Raw genomic sequence first — 14,932 nt, 5'->3', positions numbered from 1 at the left:
CTGGTTTAACGGGGCCGCACGCTAACCTTTTGCCTGGGCGCTGCGTGTGGCCCTGACTTCATCGAGATGGCGGTGAATCCGTTTCGCCATCAGCTTGTGGCTGTAGAGGTATCGGGTCAGCCACTCCTTCTCCCGCTCCGTCAGCGGGGCATCCAACTCCTTCTCTGCCAAGTAGATGGCCTGTTCGTACTCGGTCTTGAGTGCTCTGGACTCTTGCCCTGCCGTTGCTTGCTGGCGGGCGGCTTTCTCTTCTCGCCTGGCCTCAATGGCGGCAAGTTCTGCAGCACTGAACTGAGCCGGTTCACCGGGAGCGGCAATGCCCGAGAGCGCAGCCAGGGCCGGGTTATCGAGGGTGAGATCGCTGCGTTGGAACTGGGCGATATCCCGCGCCTGGGAGACGAAGTGGCGCACCACATCCTGATGGAGCTGATCGATACCAAAGGTCTTGGCCACATTGCGCATCTCGCGGCGAAAGCCGGCCAGCGCCTTGGCATCGGCACGCTTGGCGGCACGAAAGGCATCCGGGCTGACACCATTGCCCAGCAGTTCGATGTTCACGGCCTCGATCCGCTCGTTCCAATCCCCTGTGCGATACAAGATGGCGCGGCCCACATCGCTGGGGTCGAGGAACACGCTGACCCGCTGGCTCTTCCAGTTGTGCTCCAGCAGCTCAGGGGCCGTGTATTTGAGCCCGCCCGCTTTGATGAAGCCCTTGGAGACAGTGGCCTCACCGACATGGTTGAGCAGCAGATCCAGCGCCGACTCGTCGCTGATGGCCCGCCGCTGATAGCGGGCATGACCATATTTCTCGTTGGGGGTCATTCCCAGGGAGCCGTGTTTGCGGTTGTGGTAGCGGGCGTCTAGCCAGTTATCGAGCAAGCTCTGCAGCTCGGAGGCCGTCATGGCCAGCTCGAAGATCTCTTTTTCAGCATCCGGTTTGCGTTTCTCTTCCAGACGCAGGGCAAAGCTCTTGCGTGCCTCGATCACCTGCCGGTCGGCCACGCAGTGCCCGATATAGGAAGGCAGCAACTCGATAAGGCCGTGGCTCATGGTGCGAAAGAAGCGCTCTATGTGCGGTTTCTCCCACCCTGAATAGGCGTTGGAGCGGCTGACATTCATACCGAGCAGAGTGCAGATGGACATGACCCGCTGGCTCACGTAGTCAGAGCCGTTATCGGTGCGCATCACACCGTTATCATTGAGGGTGCCCCAGGCCAGCAGGGTCTTTCGTAGCAGCAGGCAGATCCCCTCGCTCGATGAGGTCTTGGCCACCAGCAGGCGCACCCGGCGGGTAAACACGTCGATCACCGCGATAATGCTGTGACGACCATCCACCAACATGGCATCGACCGGCGTGCTGTCGAACTCCCACACGTCGTTGGGCTGAGCCATCCAGGGATACATCTCCTCGATCGCGCTGCGGTATTTGTTGTTGTAGGCATCGGGGTTGGTGGCATAGGTAAAGGCCACCTTGTTGTCACTCAGCCATTTGACCATCCAGCGGCGCAAGGAGGATTGGCTGGGGATGTGCCATCCCAACTGGTTCATCTCGCTGTATTGGTTGGCAAGCTCGTGCAATGCGCCCCACTTGTTGGCCAGATGGGGTTTGGCTGTGACCAGGGCCGTCAGGAACTGGGCCAGATCCGGGCTCTGCTCTACGGTCGATGGCCGCTCCCGCTGGTAGTTGCCGGCCAAGGCTGCGGGGCCTTCATCAGCCAACGCCCCCTGCCAACGGCGCAAGGTGATCAGGCTGAACGGTTTTTGCCGGTCATAGACGCTCGCAGGGAGTGACAGGCTGCGGGCACGGTAAGCCTCGATAAACGCCCGGCGCCCCACCTCCCCTTGCTGACAGGCCTGATATGGCGCCAGAAAGATATCGGCGGCCTGCAGGATCAGCAGCCTGGCATCGACCTTCTTGCGAGCCCCCTCCCCCAGCGTCAGCAACTTGCGGCCCGCATCCGGTTTGACCGGCACCTCACGCGCCAGCAACTTGGCCATGGCCTTGCCGCCAGCAGCATGATCGGTCACGGCTTGACCTTGTTCGGCCACGGCTCTCTCTGCCAGATAGCGGCGGGTTTCTATCGGCAGCGAGCCGATGTGGTATTCGCTACCTTTGCCATCCGAACATTTACGCGCATTGAATTGTTCAGATTTCGCTCGGTATCTCACGCCCTGCACTGTGGTTGGCATCCCAGGCAGGCTGACCAGCTCCATTGATGTGAACCACTCTTTCATTTGCTGTCTCCACACAGAGCAACACCAAGGGTTTCACTCAATGCCCCCATGACTTTCGATGAGACATTGCCCTCTAGTGGCCGCTTATGTTTGCAAGGGGCGTAAGTGTGAATACACTCCTGCACGGTGCGAGGGCTGAAACCACGTTCAATTGCCCAGTTTCTGACGGAGTAACCGCGCTTCTTGAGCTCCCCGTAGATGTGGTTGGCTGTACTTATGCTCATGGGATCACCGTGATACAATTTGAGAAATTTTTCGCGCATTGCGCGAACAATTGAGAGTATTGATCAACTCAAAAACTCTTGCAATGGAAAGATGCACTCTTTTCTTTTCACGAATTCACTCATTTGAGATTTTTATGGATACATCCATATTTTTCAGTGAGTTAGACAATGGAAAGTGCTAATTCAAGAAGAAAGCACGCTTTCCTTCCTGAGGGTTTTTATGGAAAGTGAATTTAAGAACAGACTTGAATCCATTCTTGGAACGGAAAGCGCGCGCTCATTTGCGATGAGAGCAGGAATGGCAGATACAACTCTTCGCCAGTATCTGAACGGTCGTTCTGAGCCGAACATGAGCCAGCTCATCAAAATCGCAGCTACTGCTGGTGTCAGAATTGATTGGTTAGCGACAGGGCGTGGCCCGAAAGATGATGTGCAAGATGAGAGCATTAATCCTGATGGATTGGACAAGGCTCAGTTTGAAGAGGAATACGCGCTTATAGATGGTTACCACATTGCGGTCAGCGCAGGACATGGCGCGTTTAATGACGACCATGAGGTTAAACGCAAGTTGGCCTTTCGCCGCAAGTGGCTCACGTTTCGCAAGCTAAACCCGGATAACCTGGTGGTGGTCTTTGCCAAAGGCGACAGCATGGAGCCAACCATTCACTCCGGTGACTCAATTTTGGTAGATGTAAGCCGAAACCAGATCCAGGATGGTGGCCTGTTCGTGCTGCGTTTAGGGGATGAACTCTATGCGAAACGGCTGCAGAAACGAGTTGATGGCGGTGTAAACATCATCAGTGATAACAAGACGGGGTATGAGACGCTTGCCGTTCTGCCTGACGAGCTTGACTCGCTGAGTATTATTGGCAAGGTCGTTTGGCTGGGCCACGATTTTTTTTAACCTGAGCCGCTTCAAAATGGGGTTTAAACGCCAAGTTAAACCCCAAACTGCATTGCCGACCACCCGCCTTGGGTTTTCATTTTTGGCGCACTGCCCCCGAAGATCATCTGTGATCTTTCATTTTGGCGCCGCCCGCGCCTGGTACCTCCTGATCCCCCTCTAAGCCCTGTCAGCCTTGATTTTGTCCCGCGATCTCCCACTTGCTTTCGGTTGCTCCCGGCTTTTTCATTCTCAGTGGTCGGTTACATTATGGCTATCGCAAGGCGCTCATCGTCACCGACAAGATCCTCAACCAGATAGGCGTGGTCGCCAAGCTCACCACCCTCTTGGCAGAACATGGTATTGAAAGCGTGGTTTTCGATGAAACCAAGCCTAACCCCACCATGACCAACGTCGAATCGGGTCTAAGGATGATCAAGGCCAACGGCTGCGACTGCGTCATCTCGCTGGGGGGCGGCTCGCCCCATGACTGCGCCAAGGGCATCGCCCTGGTGGCCGCCAACGGTGGCAGCATCCAGGACTACGAAGGGGTGGATCGCTCCGCCAAACCGCAACTGCCGCTCATCGCCATCAACACCACAGCCGGCACTGCCTCCGAGATGACCCGTTTTTGCATCATCACCGACGAGGCACGCCAGGTGAAAATGGCCATCATCGACAAGCACGTCACCCCGCTGATGTCGGTCAACGATCCCGAGCTGATGCTGGCCAAACCGGCCGGCCTCACCGCCGCCACCGGCATGGATGCGCTGACCCACGCCATCGAGGCCTATGTCTCCACCATCGCCACCCCTGTGACCGATGCCAGCGCCATCATGGCGATCCAGCTCATCGCCAAACACCTGCGCACCGCGGTCAATCAGGGTGATGACCTGCACGCCCGCGAGCAGATGGCCTATGCCCAGTTCCTGGCCGGCATGGCGTTCAACAACGCAAGCCTGGGTTATGTGCACGCCATGGCCCACCAGCTGGGGGGCTTTTATGACCTGCCCCACGGTGTCTGCAACGCCGTGCTGCTGCCCCACGTTCAGGCCTACAACGCCCTGGTGAGTGCCGCCCGCCTGAAGGATGTGGCGCGCCATATGGGGGTGGATGTGAGCACCATGAACGATGAACAGGGCGCAGCTGCGGCGATTGCCGCCATCAAGCAGCTGGCGCTGGAGCAGCTCGGCGTCAAGGCCGATGATTTCGACGTGCTGGCCAGCAACGCCCTGAAAGATGCCTGTGGCTTCACCAACCCGAAACAGGCGAGCCACGAAGAGATAGTCGCCATCTTCCGCGCCGCCATGTAAACCGCATTGCCAACGGATAGGAAAAGGGGCCTGATCTGGCCCCTCTTTTCACACTATTTCGTCAGCACCACATCGTTGATGGCGCTGGCCAATCGGGTCAGCACGGTGCGAATGTTGCCGCTGGTCGCCTTGTAGGCCTGCGAACGGTCGCTGGCACACTGCGCCACGAAGCGGGCATCCCCCTCGAATGCCACCGTATAGACCTGGATCCCCTTGCGTTTCATCTCCCGGCACAGCAGCAGTTGCTTGCGATCCCGCAGCGCCGCCTCGGGCCCCATGTGTTCGCCGTCCGAGAACAGCACCATGATCTTGCGGTTGTCCGCTTGACCGTAAGGGCGCGGCAGTTCGGCTGCCCCCCGGCCCCAGCGCCCCTGCCACAGGGGTGACAGCAGGCGCCAGCCCCACATCACGCCCTCAGCCGTATTGGTGTTGAAGGCGGCGTAGAGAGTATCGAGCGCCTGGCGATACTCGGCCCGGGTCGACAGATGTGCCTGAATGGGGCTCACCCCACAGTCGGCATCATCGAAGATGCCGAGCTTGTCACGCCGGTTCTCCAGGTAACGCTCCAGGGGGTTCTCCCTCGGGGCGAATGCCCGCAGGGGAGTGCCATCTTCATACTGCTTGATGGCTGGCGGCTTGGTGCTGTAGTACAACCTGGGTTGCGTCTCGCCAACGGGAGCCTGCTCCAGCTTGCGGATCCAGCCCGGGGTGAGTTCCGCCAGCCGGTCTATGCCGTCCACATGCTCAGGCAAGCGGGCACAGAAGGCCTGGCGCTGGCGCCCCGGTACGTCACGGGTCAGCAAATTGCTCCAGCCTCGCTCATGGGCCAGCGTCTGCAACCCGAAGGGAAATGCCAGGCTCTCTGGATGAAACAGTTCCGGATGATCCCCGATATTGACCAGTCCGGTGGCGGGGATGATGCTGACGACCCTGTCCTGATTGCGCCGCTCGCGGCCAAACAGCACCTCGCCAAACTCTGTCAGCCCCTGCTTGATCGCTTTCATCGGCGCCCCGGACATGGAGTTGGACACATCCAGCACCAGGGCAATTTCAATACGGGTACGGGCACTGCTGGCACGGGCCGCTGCCGCCAGCGGCATGTCGCCCCCTTCGCCAATGGCCGAGAGATCCATCAGTGCGGGCACATGCCCCTGCAGAATAACCCGGGCTCCCTGTTCGCTCTGGCTCAAGCTGGGGGGGGCCACCTGCAAGGGGCGGCCCGCCAGATTGGCCTGCACCAGAGCGACGGCATCCTCAGCGGCAGTATCACTGTCGGCGGCAGAGTAAAGCACCGCATCGGCGGCGGCGCTGAGCAGGCTCTGGCCGCTGTAGCCACGGACCAGTTCGATGACAACGCCGGTCAGCGCCAGCACGCCTGTCAACATAAGGGCAAAGGCGGGAGAGAGCCCGCCCCCCTGGCGCAAGGGCAGTCCCATTCAATGGATCTCCTGAATAAAGTGGGTGACCAGGGTGCGGCCCGCCCAGAACCGGCTGAACATGCCGCCCTCCCCCTGCCCGAGGCGATAGCAGAGGGTCACCCGCATCAAGGTGCCCACCCGCAATTGCGGCCAGTTGCCCTGGCCGGCGCAGCCAGTGCCCTGCAGCAGGAGAACCAGTTCGCCATTGGCGCTGTTGTACTGCTCTATGGTCAGGGCGGCCTGCCCCTCTTGCAGAGCGGACAACTGGCCCTGCACAAAGCGCTGATAGAAGGCCAGCTGCGACACGGCGGCGGCGTTTTGCCCCGTCCCCTGCTGGGTCACTATCTGGGTCACGTTGTAGGCCACATTGTGCAGGCGCTGCTCGAGACGCAGCAGTTGCAGTGCCTCGCTGCCAAAACTGAGCAGGGCCAGCAAGACGGGAATGAACATCATTGCCTCTATGCTTATGCTGCCCCCCATGGCGCCAGGGCCCGACCCCAGGAGCCGGTGGCGACAGGAGCAGCGGCTCATCCTGCCCCTCCGGCCGGTAGCCGGTCTGTGAGCAGCAAGAGGGTGCTCTGATAGCTGAGCTCGCGAGCGTCAATCAGCCAGCTCGGGGTGAGCTGTAGACGGGGACGGACCCTGGCCGTTACCTCCAGCACGGGATCCGCAGGCAGGCGGATCTCGCTGGCAGGATCCGGGCTCCCCGCCTCCTGGCCCAGCATGGCCTCCAGCGACACATGGGGGGTGACGCTCACTGTCACGCCATCCAGCTCCCCTCGCCCCCGTTGTTGCAAGCGAAGGAGGATCCCGTCAGCCGACGGGATCCGCCCTGCCGCTGATTCGGCCTGCAGCTCACGGAGCACGGATCGCAAGCCATGCTCCAGAGTGCTGTATTGCAGATGCACCCGCAGCACATCCACCACCAGCAACAGCAGTGCCAGCAGCAGCGGCAATATGATCACCAGCTCTATGCTGGCCACACCGAGCTCGCGTCTCACGCCCCCGTCCCCCGCCCCAGTTGCGCCTTGAGCAGCCTGATGTCGTGCTCCAACTGGCTGGCGCTAAGAAAACGCGACAGTATGAGGCGAGCCTGGGGTTCATTGCCCTCCGCCAGCAGCAGCAGGACATAATTCATCTCCACCCTGGGTGGCAGGTTCTGGTAGTGCAGCAGCGGCTCGAATGCCTGACGGGCAGCCACCTTGTTGCCTTCCATCAGCCAGCCCAGGGCCAGGTTGGCGCGATAATCCGGTTCGTCGGGGGCCGCCGTCACCGCCACTTCAAACTGCTGGCGCCCCTTGCCAAAGGCCCCCTGCTGCAAGCTGGCCACCCCCAGGCCATTGCTGAGTCGCGCGCGCTCGTCCCGGTTCAGTCCGGCCAGTGCCAGTCCCTGCTGATAGGCCAGTGCAGCCTCGGCGCTCAGACCATCATCCAGCAGAAACTTGCCAAGATAGTGAGCGGCCTGAGCCCCCTGCTTGCCCCCCTTGTCCAGCAACTGCTGCAAGCCATCACGCGCCGCCTGCTTCTTGTCTTGCTGATAACGGGTACGGGCCAGCATCAGCTGCGCCTCCTCCAGGGTGGCATCGTCAGCCAGCAAGGCCTGATAGAGCCGCTCTGCCTTGTCATACTGGGCAGAATCGAACGCCGCCTTGGCCACCGCCATGCCATTGCTCTGGCTTTGCTGGCGGGTATTGCCGTGGTTGCTGCACGCTGCCAGCCCGAGCAGGGCCAGCAACAACAAGCAATTAAGTCGTGATCGCATTTCAAATCCTGTGGCCCGCTCAGCGCAGGCTGTTGATCAACAAATTGAGGGTGGGAGCAATGATCAGCACCAGCATGGGCAGCATGATGAGCGCCATCTGGATGAGGGTGATCTTGCCCGGCAAGGCGCCAGCCTGCTCCTCCAGCGCCAGCCGCCGCATCTGGCGGGCCTCCTGACTGATGGTGCGCATTGTCTCGGCCAGCGGCGAGCCGTACTGCTGGGCCATCTGCAAGGTGTTGGCGAGCCTGTCCAGCTCGGGCAAACCGGTGCGCCAGGCAAGCCGCGCCAGACAACTTGCCTGATCGCCGCGCATCTGGATCTCCGCATGGGTGCGCAGGAACTGGCGGGCCAGGCCCGGCTCCAGCGCTCCCAGATAGTGGCCCACCCGCAGCAGCGCCCGATCCAGCGCCAGCCCTGCCTCGACGCTGATCACCAGCAGGTCGATGGCATCGGGCACCACCTTCTGCTGTGCACTCTTCACCTTGCGGGCACGCCACTGCAGCCAGCGCTCGGGCACACCGGCCCCCACCACATAGGCCACCAGCACCCACATCAGGGTGAAACCGTCGGCGGGTGCCGCCAACAGACGCCACAGCAAGGCCGCCAGGGCCCCTCCCAGCCCACCCAATAACTTGGCCGCCCTGAGCCGGTCAAAGCCATGGCGGGAGAAGATCCCCGCCTGTGCCAGCAGCTGCTGCAAGCGGGCCTGCTCCCGGGCGCCGACCGGGTAACCGCGACCGCACCAGGCCAGCCAGTCCCGCGCCGCATCCCTGCGTTGACGGACAGGGCCATAGCGGTGGCTCTGGGCCTGCCACTGCTGTTGTTGCCGGTAACCGTGCCAGCCAACGACCGCAGCCGACGCGAGACAGGCCAGCGCCAATCCGAAAAGTTGCATGACAGTCATGGGCTACCCCTGCAGACGCGTGAGGCGGCGGATAAGCCAGAGCCCGACCGCCACGCTGATGGAGACATATCCCAATACCCACTGGCCGCTGGCCGTGGTCATCAGGTAGGTGAAGTGCTCCCGCCCGGTCGTGAACAGCACCAGCAAGATGATGACGGGGAGCGCTGCCAGCACCTTGGCGGCATTGCGACTCTCGGCCGTGATGGTCTGGATGCTGGCCGCCAGGGTCTGGCGGGCACGCAGTGTCTCCACCAGTTGCGCCAGCACCTCCGAGAGGCGGCCGCCCGTTTCCTGTTGCAGGCTGAGCACTATGGTCAAAAACTGAAACTCGGCCACCGCGACCCGGCTCGCCGCCTGTTGCATCACCTGCGCCACCGGCTGACCTACCTGCAACTCGTCGTGCATCTGACCAAACAACCGGGCCATCAGGCCGCGCTGCTGACAGGCCACCAGCTTGAAGATATCCGCCAATGGCGCCCCGACCCGCAGCGCCCGTATCATGCCGTCTATCACCTCGGGCAACTGGGTACGAAACCGCTCCAGCGCCCGCTGTTGCAGCTGCTGATAGACCACCAGCCCGAGGGAAAGCGCCCCGCCCACCGCCAGCAGCAGTGCCAGCCAGAACGGCATGCCATTGACCACCAGCAAGACGCAGGCAAGGGCCGCCCCCGCCGGGCCCTGCCAGGTCCAGCGGGTCAGCTGATCCTGGCCCACCATGGTCACCATCTGCTGATACCAGTAGGGCAGAGGCCGTGCCCCCTTGTGTTGCGCGGGCTGGCCATAGCGTTGGCACTGCTGCTGCCAGGCTTCGCGTCGGCTCTGCCATTGCCAGAGCAGCAGGCAGGCCAGTCCCCAGCCCAGACACACCAGAATGAGCGTGCTCATGACACCGGCTCCCCGGCACCCGCCATGCAGTCATGGAGTTCGGTCAGCAAACCCGCCTGACGGGCTTTCTCCTCGACTCCGGCCGAGAGGGGATGGGCGATAAAACGCCCCTGCAGCTTGCCGTGCAGCTCGGATTCCAACACGAAGCGAAACAGCGGCTGCATCCTGATCTGGCTCCCTTCCAGCGAGGTAATTTCACTGATGGCGGTAATGCGGCGCTGACCGTCACGCATCCGCTCCAGTTGCACCACCAGATCCACGGCGCTGGCGATCTGGGCCTGGATGATCTGCTCGGAGAGCCGCTCAGCCCCCATTTGCAACATGTTGGTCAGCCGCAACAGGGCATCTTCCGGGGTGTTGGCGTGCAGGGTGCAGAGGGAGCCGTCATGGCCGGTGTTCATCGCCTGCAACATGTCGAACGCCTCGGCGCCGCGCACCTCCCCCAGAATGATGCGATCCGGCCGCATCCGCAGGGCGTTGCGTACCAGGGCGCGTACGCTCACCTCTCCCTTGCCCTCGGCACTTTCGTTGCGGGTCTCCAGCGGCACCCAATGGGGCTGTTCGAGGGAAAGCTCGGCGGCATCCTCTATGGTGATGATCCGCTCGTCGTCGTTGATGTGCTTGCTCAGGGCGTTGAGCAAGGTGGTCTTGCCCGACCCCGTTCCCCCCGAGATGAGCACGTTGAAGCGGCTGCGCGCCGCCAGCCCCAAAAAGCGGGCCATGGCATCGGATAGGGCACCCTTCTCCACCAGATGGGCCAGGGTCAGGCGGCTGCTTGGGAATTTGCGGATGGAGATGGTGGTACCACACAGGGCGATGGGCGGCGCAATGACGTTGACCCGGCTGCCATCGGCCAGTCGGGCATCCACCATGGGGGTGGATTCATCCACCCGCCGCCCCACCGCATTGACGATCCGCTGCGCCACGTTGAACACATGCTGGCGGTCGCGAAAGCGCACCCTGGAGAGGGTCAACTTGCCGTGTCGCTCCACATAGACCTTGTCCGGGCCATTGACCAGAATGTCCGAGACTTCGGGGTCATCGAGCAGTGGTTGCAGCGGCCCCACGCCCACCATCTCGTCCACCAGCTGACGGGCAAGCAGGGTCAGCTCCTGACGGTTATAGGGCAGCATGCGGCGGGTCGAGAGCTGCGCCAGGGCACGGGTGACCCGCTCCAGCAGCGCATCACGCGGCAAGGTGGCGGCCACAGAGGGCTCCACCAGCTCGTAGAACGCCTCCCGCGCGGCATCAGACAGGGTGAGCAGTGCCCCTGGCACCGACGGCAGTCGGCTGTTGGCTTGTCCGAACATCAGCGCCGCCCTCGCCCTGTGACCTGAGCCCCCACCAGCTCACCCGCCAGCAAGGTCAGGGCGCGAGCCAGTTTGCTCTTTTGCTGGATGAGTGGCTGCCCGGCACGCTCGGCGCGCACAAAGGCACCGTGATCATAGGGCAGCACGGCGGCGTGGGGCTGACCACAGACGCGCTCCAGCTCCTGCGCCGGCACCCGCCCCTCCTTGCCACGGCAGTGGTTGCCCACCAGCAGGCGGCGTTGGGCCTGCCCGCCTTGCGGGCATTGCCCCAGCAGCCGCAGAGCCCCCAGACTGAAATCGTGCAGCCAGAGCACTACGTCCGCCTCTTGCAGCAAGGCACGCAGCCCATGGGTGCGCAGATCCGGCACATCGATAATGAGGGTGCTGTAGTGCTCCGCCATCACGTTGACAGCCGCCACCAGTTGCTCGGCACCGAGCACCAGCTCCTGCCCCTCGTCATAGAAGAGGAAGAGCCTTGGCCCAAGCTGATGGGAGGTGTGGGCCAGCAGGGTGCCATCGAGCCGATCGGTAGCCTGCCACCACTGTTCACCGGGGGGGGCATAGTCGCTGCCCAGCAAAATAGGGTGACGGCTGTGATGAAGGTTGAGATCCAGCAACGCAACCTGACGGTGATGCTGGTCGGCCAGCGCCATGGCCAGATTGGCAGCCACTGTGCTGGTGCCCACGCCACCGGCGGCGCCGACCACGCAGATCACCCGCCCCTTGCGCAGTGAGGTCACCAGCGGCACCCCCAGCAGACGTAGCAGGCCGGTACGCAGGGCATCGGGATCCAGCTGCGCCGGATAGTAATCATCCACCCCCACCGAAATAAGCCAGCGGAACAGGGTCACATCCCCCCTCTCCCCCAGCAGGACCAGCCGCATCTGGGGCGGGCAGCACTCGGCAAGGGCGGCCAGATCGGCCGCCAGCGTCTGCGGGGTTTCCACCTCCACCAGCAGGATATCGGGGGCCCCTTGCGCCAGGCAGTAGGCCCTGGCCTCGGCCAGGGAGCCCGGGATCTGTCGGGCGTCGACCTCGGCCAGCTGGGCCAGCACCAGGCCGACCCCGGCATGCAGGGCAGGCTGGCGGGTGACAGCCACCAGTTGTTTGGCTTGTTCACTCATGCACTACTCCCCTGTCGTCTGCTGTTTCTTGGCCGACTTGGCCTTGCCCTGATAGAGGCGCTGCACGGCACCGGCATCGAGGGCGCTGCCACTGCCGTCATAGCGGGCGCCGCGGGCCCAGTGCTCCCCATGACTCTGGGCGCGATACTGGTTGCGCAGTACCAGACAAGCGCCGGGAGATGCCAAAGATACGCCTCTGGCATAGCGGCAGGTGTCGGATTGCAAGGTGGCGTCAAGCTCGACCTCATACGCTTGCCGGGTCGCCGGGATGAAGGTGAGGCGGGTCTCCAGCGCCAGCCACTGGGCCAACTGCTGGCGCAGTGCTTCCGGAGCTGGCTCCCGGCTCCCGGGTTGCGGGCCCGTGATCGTCAGGTGCAGGGATCCGGCCTCCAGCCGGTTGGCCAGCGGGGCCAGTTGCCATTGCAGCTGTTGTTGCAGTTGCGATGGGGCAACCCGGAACTGCAGCTGATCCTTGAGGGAGGCGGCAGGGGGTTGGGTGGTGCAGGCCATCAGCGGTAACGCCAGGGCCAGCAACAGTGTCTCTCTTAACATGGTCACTTCCCTCAATAGCTGTAGCCGTAGTTGCCAAACAGGCGAGTCGCTTGCGCGCCAGGTCGCTCGGTTGACCCCATATCGGTGAAGAACAGCCGCTCGAACCGGCTCGGCGCCCGATAGTGATCCAGCGGCGTCGACAGGGAGAGGGGATCGCTGGTGGGATGCACCAGACGGGCGGTGGCGATGATCACCAGCTCGCTCTCCTGGTTCTTGAAGCTGTTGCTGCCAAAGAAGGGGGCCAGCCCGGGGATCTCGCCGAGGAAGGGCAAGGCCTCGCTGCTCTGGTTGCGATGGGTACGCACCAGGCCCGCCAGGGCGAAGCTCTGGCCATCCGCCAGCTCTATGGTGGTGGTGGTGCGACGGGTTTCTATGCCCGGTACCACGACCCCGGCAATGGAGACGCTGTTCTCGCGGCTCAGGGTCGACACTTCGGGTGAAACCGTCAGGCTGATGCGGCTGTTGTCGAGCAAGGTGGGAGTCAGCTCCAGCGAGATGCCGAACTTCTTGAATTCGATCTCGGGCCCGTTATCCCCATTGCCCACCGGGAAGGGGAACTCGCCACCGGACATGAAGGTGGCGGCCTCACCGGATTTGGCCGTCAGGTTAGGCTCGGCCAGCACATTGACCAGGCTGTTCTCCACCAGTGCATCTATGATGGCGTTGATGTAGACCACATCCTTCTTGCCGCCCCAACTGCCCCGCTCAGCGGGTTTGGGAAAACGGTTGCCAGGCGAGACACCCAGCTGCAAGTACTCCCCCATGGCGCTCCAGCGCAATCCCAGCTGTTCACTGGTGGTGCGCTGCATCTCGACGATGCGCACCGATATGTTGATCTGATCCGAGCCCGCCAGACGCAACTGGTTGATGACGTTCGCATATTGCCCGCTGCCACCACCGGCGACCGCCGCCCCCTCATCCTGATTGCCACTCTGAGGCTGAGCGGGGGCGACTGGGCCAGAGGGGACGCCCTGAGGCTGAATGCCTTTGGCGAACGCCTCCACCATGGCCAGGATCTCGTGGGCTTGCAGTGGACTGGTTACCTCCCCCGCCACCACTATGGCGCCGCCAGACTCGCTGAAGGTGAGTCGGCTCTGGGGAAAGTGCTGCCTGGCCAGCTGCTTGAGGGGGGCAAGATCCGCCACCACCTGCACCCGGTAGTGACCCAGGGTGCGGCCATCCTGCGCGGTGACCACCAGATCGGTGCGGCCAACCTTGCGACCATAGATCAGCAATTGCTGATCGGAGGGGCTGTGTACCCGCACCAACTCCGAGTTGGCGACGAAGGCATCCAGCACGGGTTCATCGAAATTGAGCAGGGTGGACTGCTCGGGGGTGAGAGTCAGGCTCTCTGCCGCCACTGCCCATAACGGCAGCAGGGCGAGCACCATGGCGAGTGTTCGCAACATCGTGTCCTTTCTGGGTTGATTAAGGTTGGCGGTTACGGTCGTTGCCGTCGCCATAACTGATCCGGACTCCGTGACCCGGAATGGCCCTCGGGTTCTGGCCACTGGCCACCTGCTCGGCCCATATCAGGCTCCCTTCCGGCAGGGCAACAACCTTGCTGCCCGCAGGGGCACCCTGGACCGAGCGCAGCACCAGTGCCAGCTCTCCCAATCGATGGGCCAGCAACAGACGGGCTGCCGCCCGAGGGGCCAGCTCGAAGGTCACGGCCACTTGATCGAAGTTGTCCTGCGCCGCCGCAGTGCCGTTGAGCGCGGCGATATCGGTCACCTGGGCATCGATGGCCAGCAACTTGATGTCGGTCAGAATGATCTCCGCCGACTGGTTGCTGGTCACCTCGGCCCCTTGCGCATTGTGCTGACGGGCATGCTTGCTGGTGAGGATCACATCCACCCGGTTGCCGGGCCGGATCAGGCCATGGCTGGCCGCCTCCCGCCCCAGCGCCAGGGTCACAGCCCGCATCCCCGGCGCCATCATGGCGGAGAGATAGTGGCTCTGCTCCGGGCGCACCAGATCATCAGACGAGACAATCTGCCCAGACTCCAGGGTACGAGTGACCAGACTTCCCTTGAGTGCCTTGGTATCGGTAAAACCGAACAGGAAGAGCCCCGGCAGATTCATCTCCTCGGCGGCGGGCAGAGTTTGCCAGACCAGATCCTCGGGATGGATAAAGGAGCCGGCCTGTACCCTGTGGGCGGCCACCAGCACCTGGGCGACCCTGTCGGAAGCTGTCGATTCCGATGTCAGGTCTCGCGGTGGAACTGTCTTCTGCGGCGCAGGTTCAACCGGCCAGAAGGCAGCCAGCGTCGCCGCCAGCACCAGCAGTGCAGCGATAAGAGAGAAGAGTTTCTTCATAGG

The 14,932-nt window shown here is 62.6% G+C and carries 14 protein-coding genes; 2 read left to right on the top strand and 12 right to left on the bottom strand.

Annotated features, from left to right (window positions below; genetic code table 11):
• Window positions 1-21: 21 nt before the first annotated feature.
• Complete coding sequence (locus AC1P02_RS12505) at window positions 22-2,235, bottom strand: DNA-binding protein (protein WP_485182357.1); 2,214 nt, start codon at window positions 2,233-2,235, stop codon at window positions 22-24.
• A gap of 444 nt (window positions 2,236-2,679) precedes the next feature.
• Here AC1P02_RS12505 and AC1P02_RS12500 point away from each other — a divergent pair, with 444 nt between their 5' ends.
• Window positions 2,680-3,363 carry a S24 family peptidase gene (locus AC1P02_RS12500; RefSeq protein ID WP_234593528.1) on the top strand — a complete coding sequence of 228 codons (684 nt, stop codon included), beginning with the start codon at window positions 2,680-2,682 and terminating at the stop codon, window positions 3,361-3,363.
• A 200-nt stretch (window positions 3,364-3,563) separates the two neighbouring features.
• Entirely contained in the window at window positions 3,564-4,655 is a 1,092-nt protein-coding gene (yiaY, locus tag AC1P02_RS12495) for an L-threonine dehydrogenase (protein ID WP_485182356.1), read from the top strand.
• A 53-nt stretch (window positions 4,656-4,708) separates the two neighbouring features.
• Here yiaY and AC1P02_RS12490 read toward each other — a convergent pair whose 3' ends face one another.
• Genes AC1P02_RS12490 through cpaB form a run of 11 tightly spaced genes read right to left on the bottom strand, consistent with a single transcriptional unit; the run spans window position 4,709 to window position 14,929 of the window.
• Window positions 4,709-6,091: a TadE/TadG family type IV pilus assembly protein gene (locus AC1P02_RS12490; protein ID WP_485182355.1), complete on the bottom strand. Its 1,383-nt coding sequence runs from the start codon at window positions 6,089-6,091 to the stop codon at window positions 4,709-4,711.
• On the bottom strand, window positions 6,092-6,604 hold the full coding sequence (locus AC1P02_RS12485; RefSeq protein ID WP_485182354.1) for a pilus assembly protein FlpK: 513 nt from the start codon (window positions 6,602-6,604) through the stop codon (window positions 6,092-6,094). It lies immediately after the preceding gene.
• Window positions 6,601-7,074 carry a TadE/TadG family type IV pilus assembly protein gene (locus tag AC1P02_RS12480; protein WP_485182353.1) on the bottom strand — a complete coding sequence of 158 codons (474 nt, stop codon included), beginning with the start codon at window positions 7,072-7,074 and terminating at the stop codon, window positions 6,601-6,603. Before AC1P02_RS12480 ends, AC1P02_RS12485 begins: the two co-directional genes overlap by 4 nt.
• Complete coding sequence (locus AC1P02_RS12475) at window positions 7,071-7,835, bottom strand: tetratricopeptide repeat protein (protein ID WP_485182352.1); 765 nt, start codon at window positions 7,833-7,835, stop codon at window positions 7,071-7,073. The genes AC1P02_RS12480 and AC1P02_RS12475 overlap by 4 nt, the downstream gene beginning before the upstream one ends.
• Before the next feature lie 19 nt (window positions 7,836-7,854).
• Window positions 7,855-8,739, bottom strand: coding sequence for a Flp fimbrial biogenesis protein FlpH (gene flpH / locus AC1P02_RS12470; protein ID WP_485182351.1), 885 nt, complete (start codon window positions 8,737-8,739; stop codon window positions 7,855-7,857).
• A gap of 3 nt (window positions 8,740-8,742) precedes the next feature.
• Window positions 8,743-9,624: a type II secretion system F family protein gene (locus AC1P02_RS12465; protein ID WP_413161937.1), complete on the bottom strand. Its 882-nt coding sequence runs from the start codon at window positions 9,622-9,624 to the stop codon at window positions 8,743-8,745.
• On the bottom strand, window positions 9,621-10,934 hold the full coding sequence (locus tag AC1P02_RS12460) for a TadA family conjugal transfer-associated ATPase (protein WP_485182350.1): 1,314 nt from the start codon (window positions 10,932-10,934) through the stop codon (window positions 9,621-9,623). Before AC1P02_RS12460 ends, AC1P02_RS12465 begins: the two co-directional genes overlap by 4 nt.
• Window positions 10,934-12,058, bottom strand: a complete 1,125-nt coding sequence (locus tag AC1P02_RS12455) for a CpaE/TadZ family protein (protein WP_485182349.1) — start codon at window positions 12,056-12,058, stop codon at window positions 10,934-10,936. The genes AC1P02_RS12460 and AC1P02_RS12455 overlap by 1 nt, the downstream gene beginning before the upstream one ends.
• Window positions 12,059-12,061: 3 nt before the next feature.
• Entirely contained in the window at window positions 12,062-12,610 is a 549-nt protein-coding gene (locus AC1P02_RS12450) for a hypothetical protein (protein ID WP_058395074.1), read from the bottom strand.
• Between the two features lie 11 nt (window positions 12,611-12,621).
• A complete protein-coding gene (gene flpC / locus AC1P02_RS12445; protein ID WP_485182348.1) occupies window positions 12,622-14,019 on the bottom strand; it encodes a type 4 pilus assembly secretin FlpC in 1,398 nt (465 codons plus the stop codon).
• A 19-nt stretch (window positions 14,020-14,038) separates the two neighbouring features.
• Entirely contained in the window at window positions 14,039-14,929 is an 891-nt protein-coding gene (gene cpaB / locus AC1P02_RS12440) for a Flp pilus assembly protein CpaB (protein ID WP_219615376.1), read from the bottom strand.
• Window positions 14,930-14,932: the final 3 nt, after the last annotated feature.

The organism is Aeromonas sp. TS_SC_11 (genome assembly GCF_057318915.1).
The sequence above is the reverse complement of the archived record's forward strand: the minus strand, read 5'-3'. Positions and strand labels throughout refer to the sequence as shown.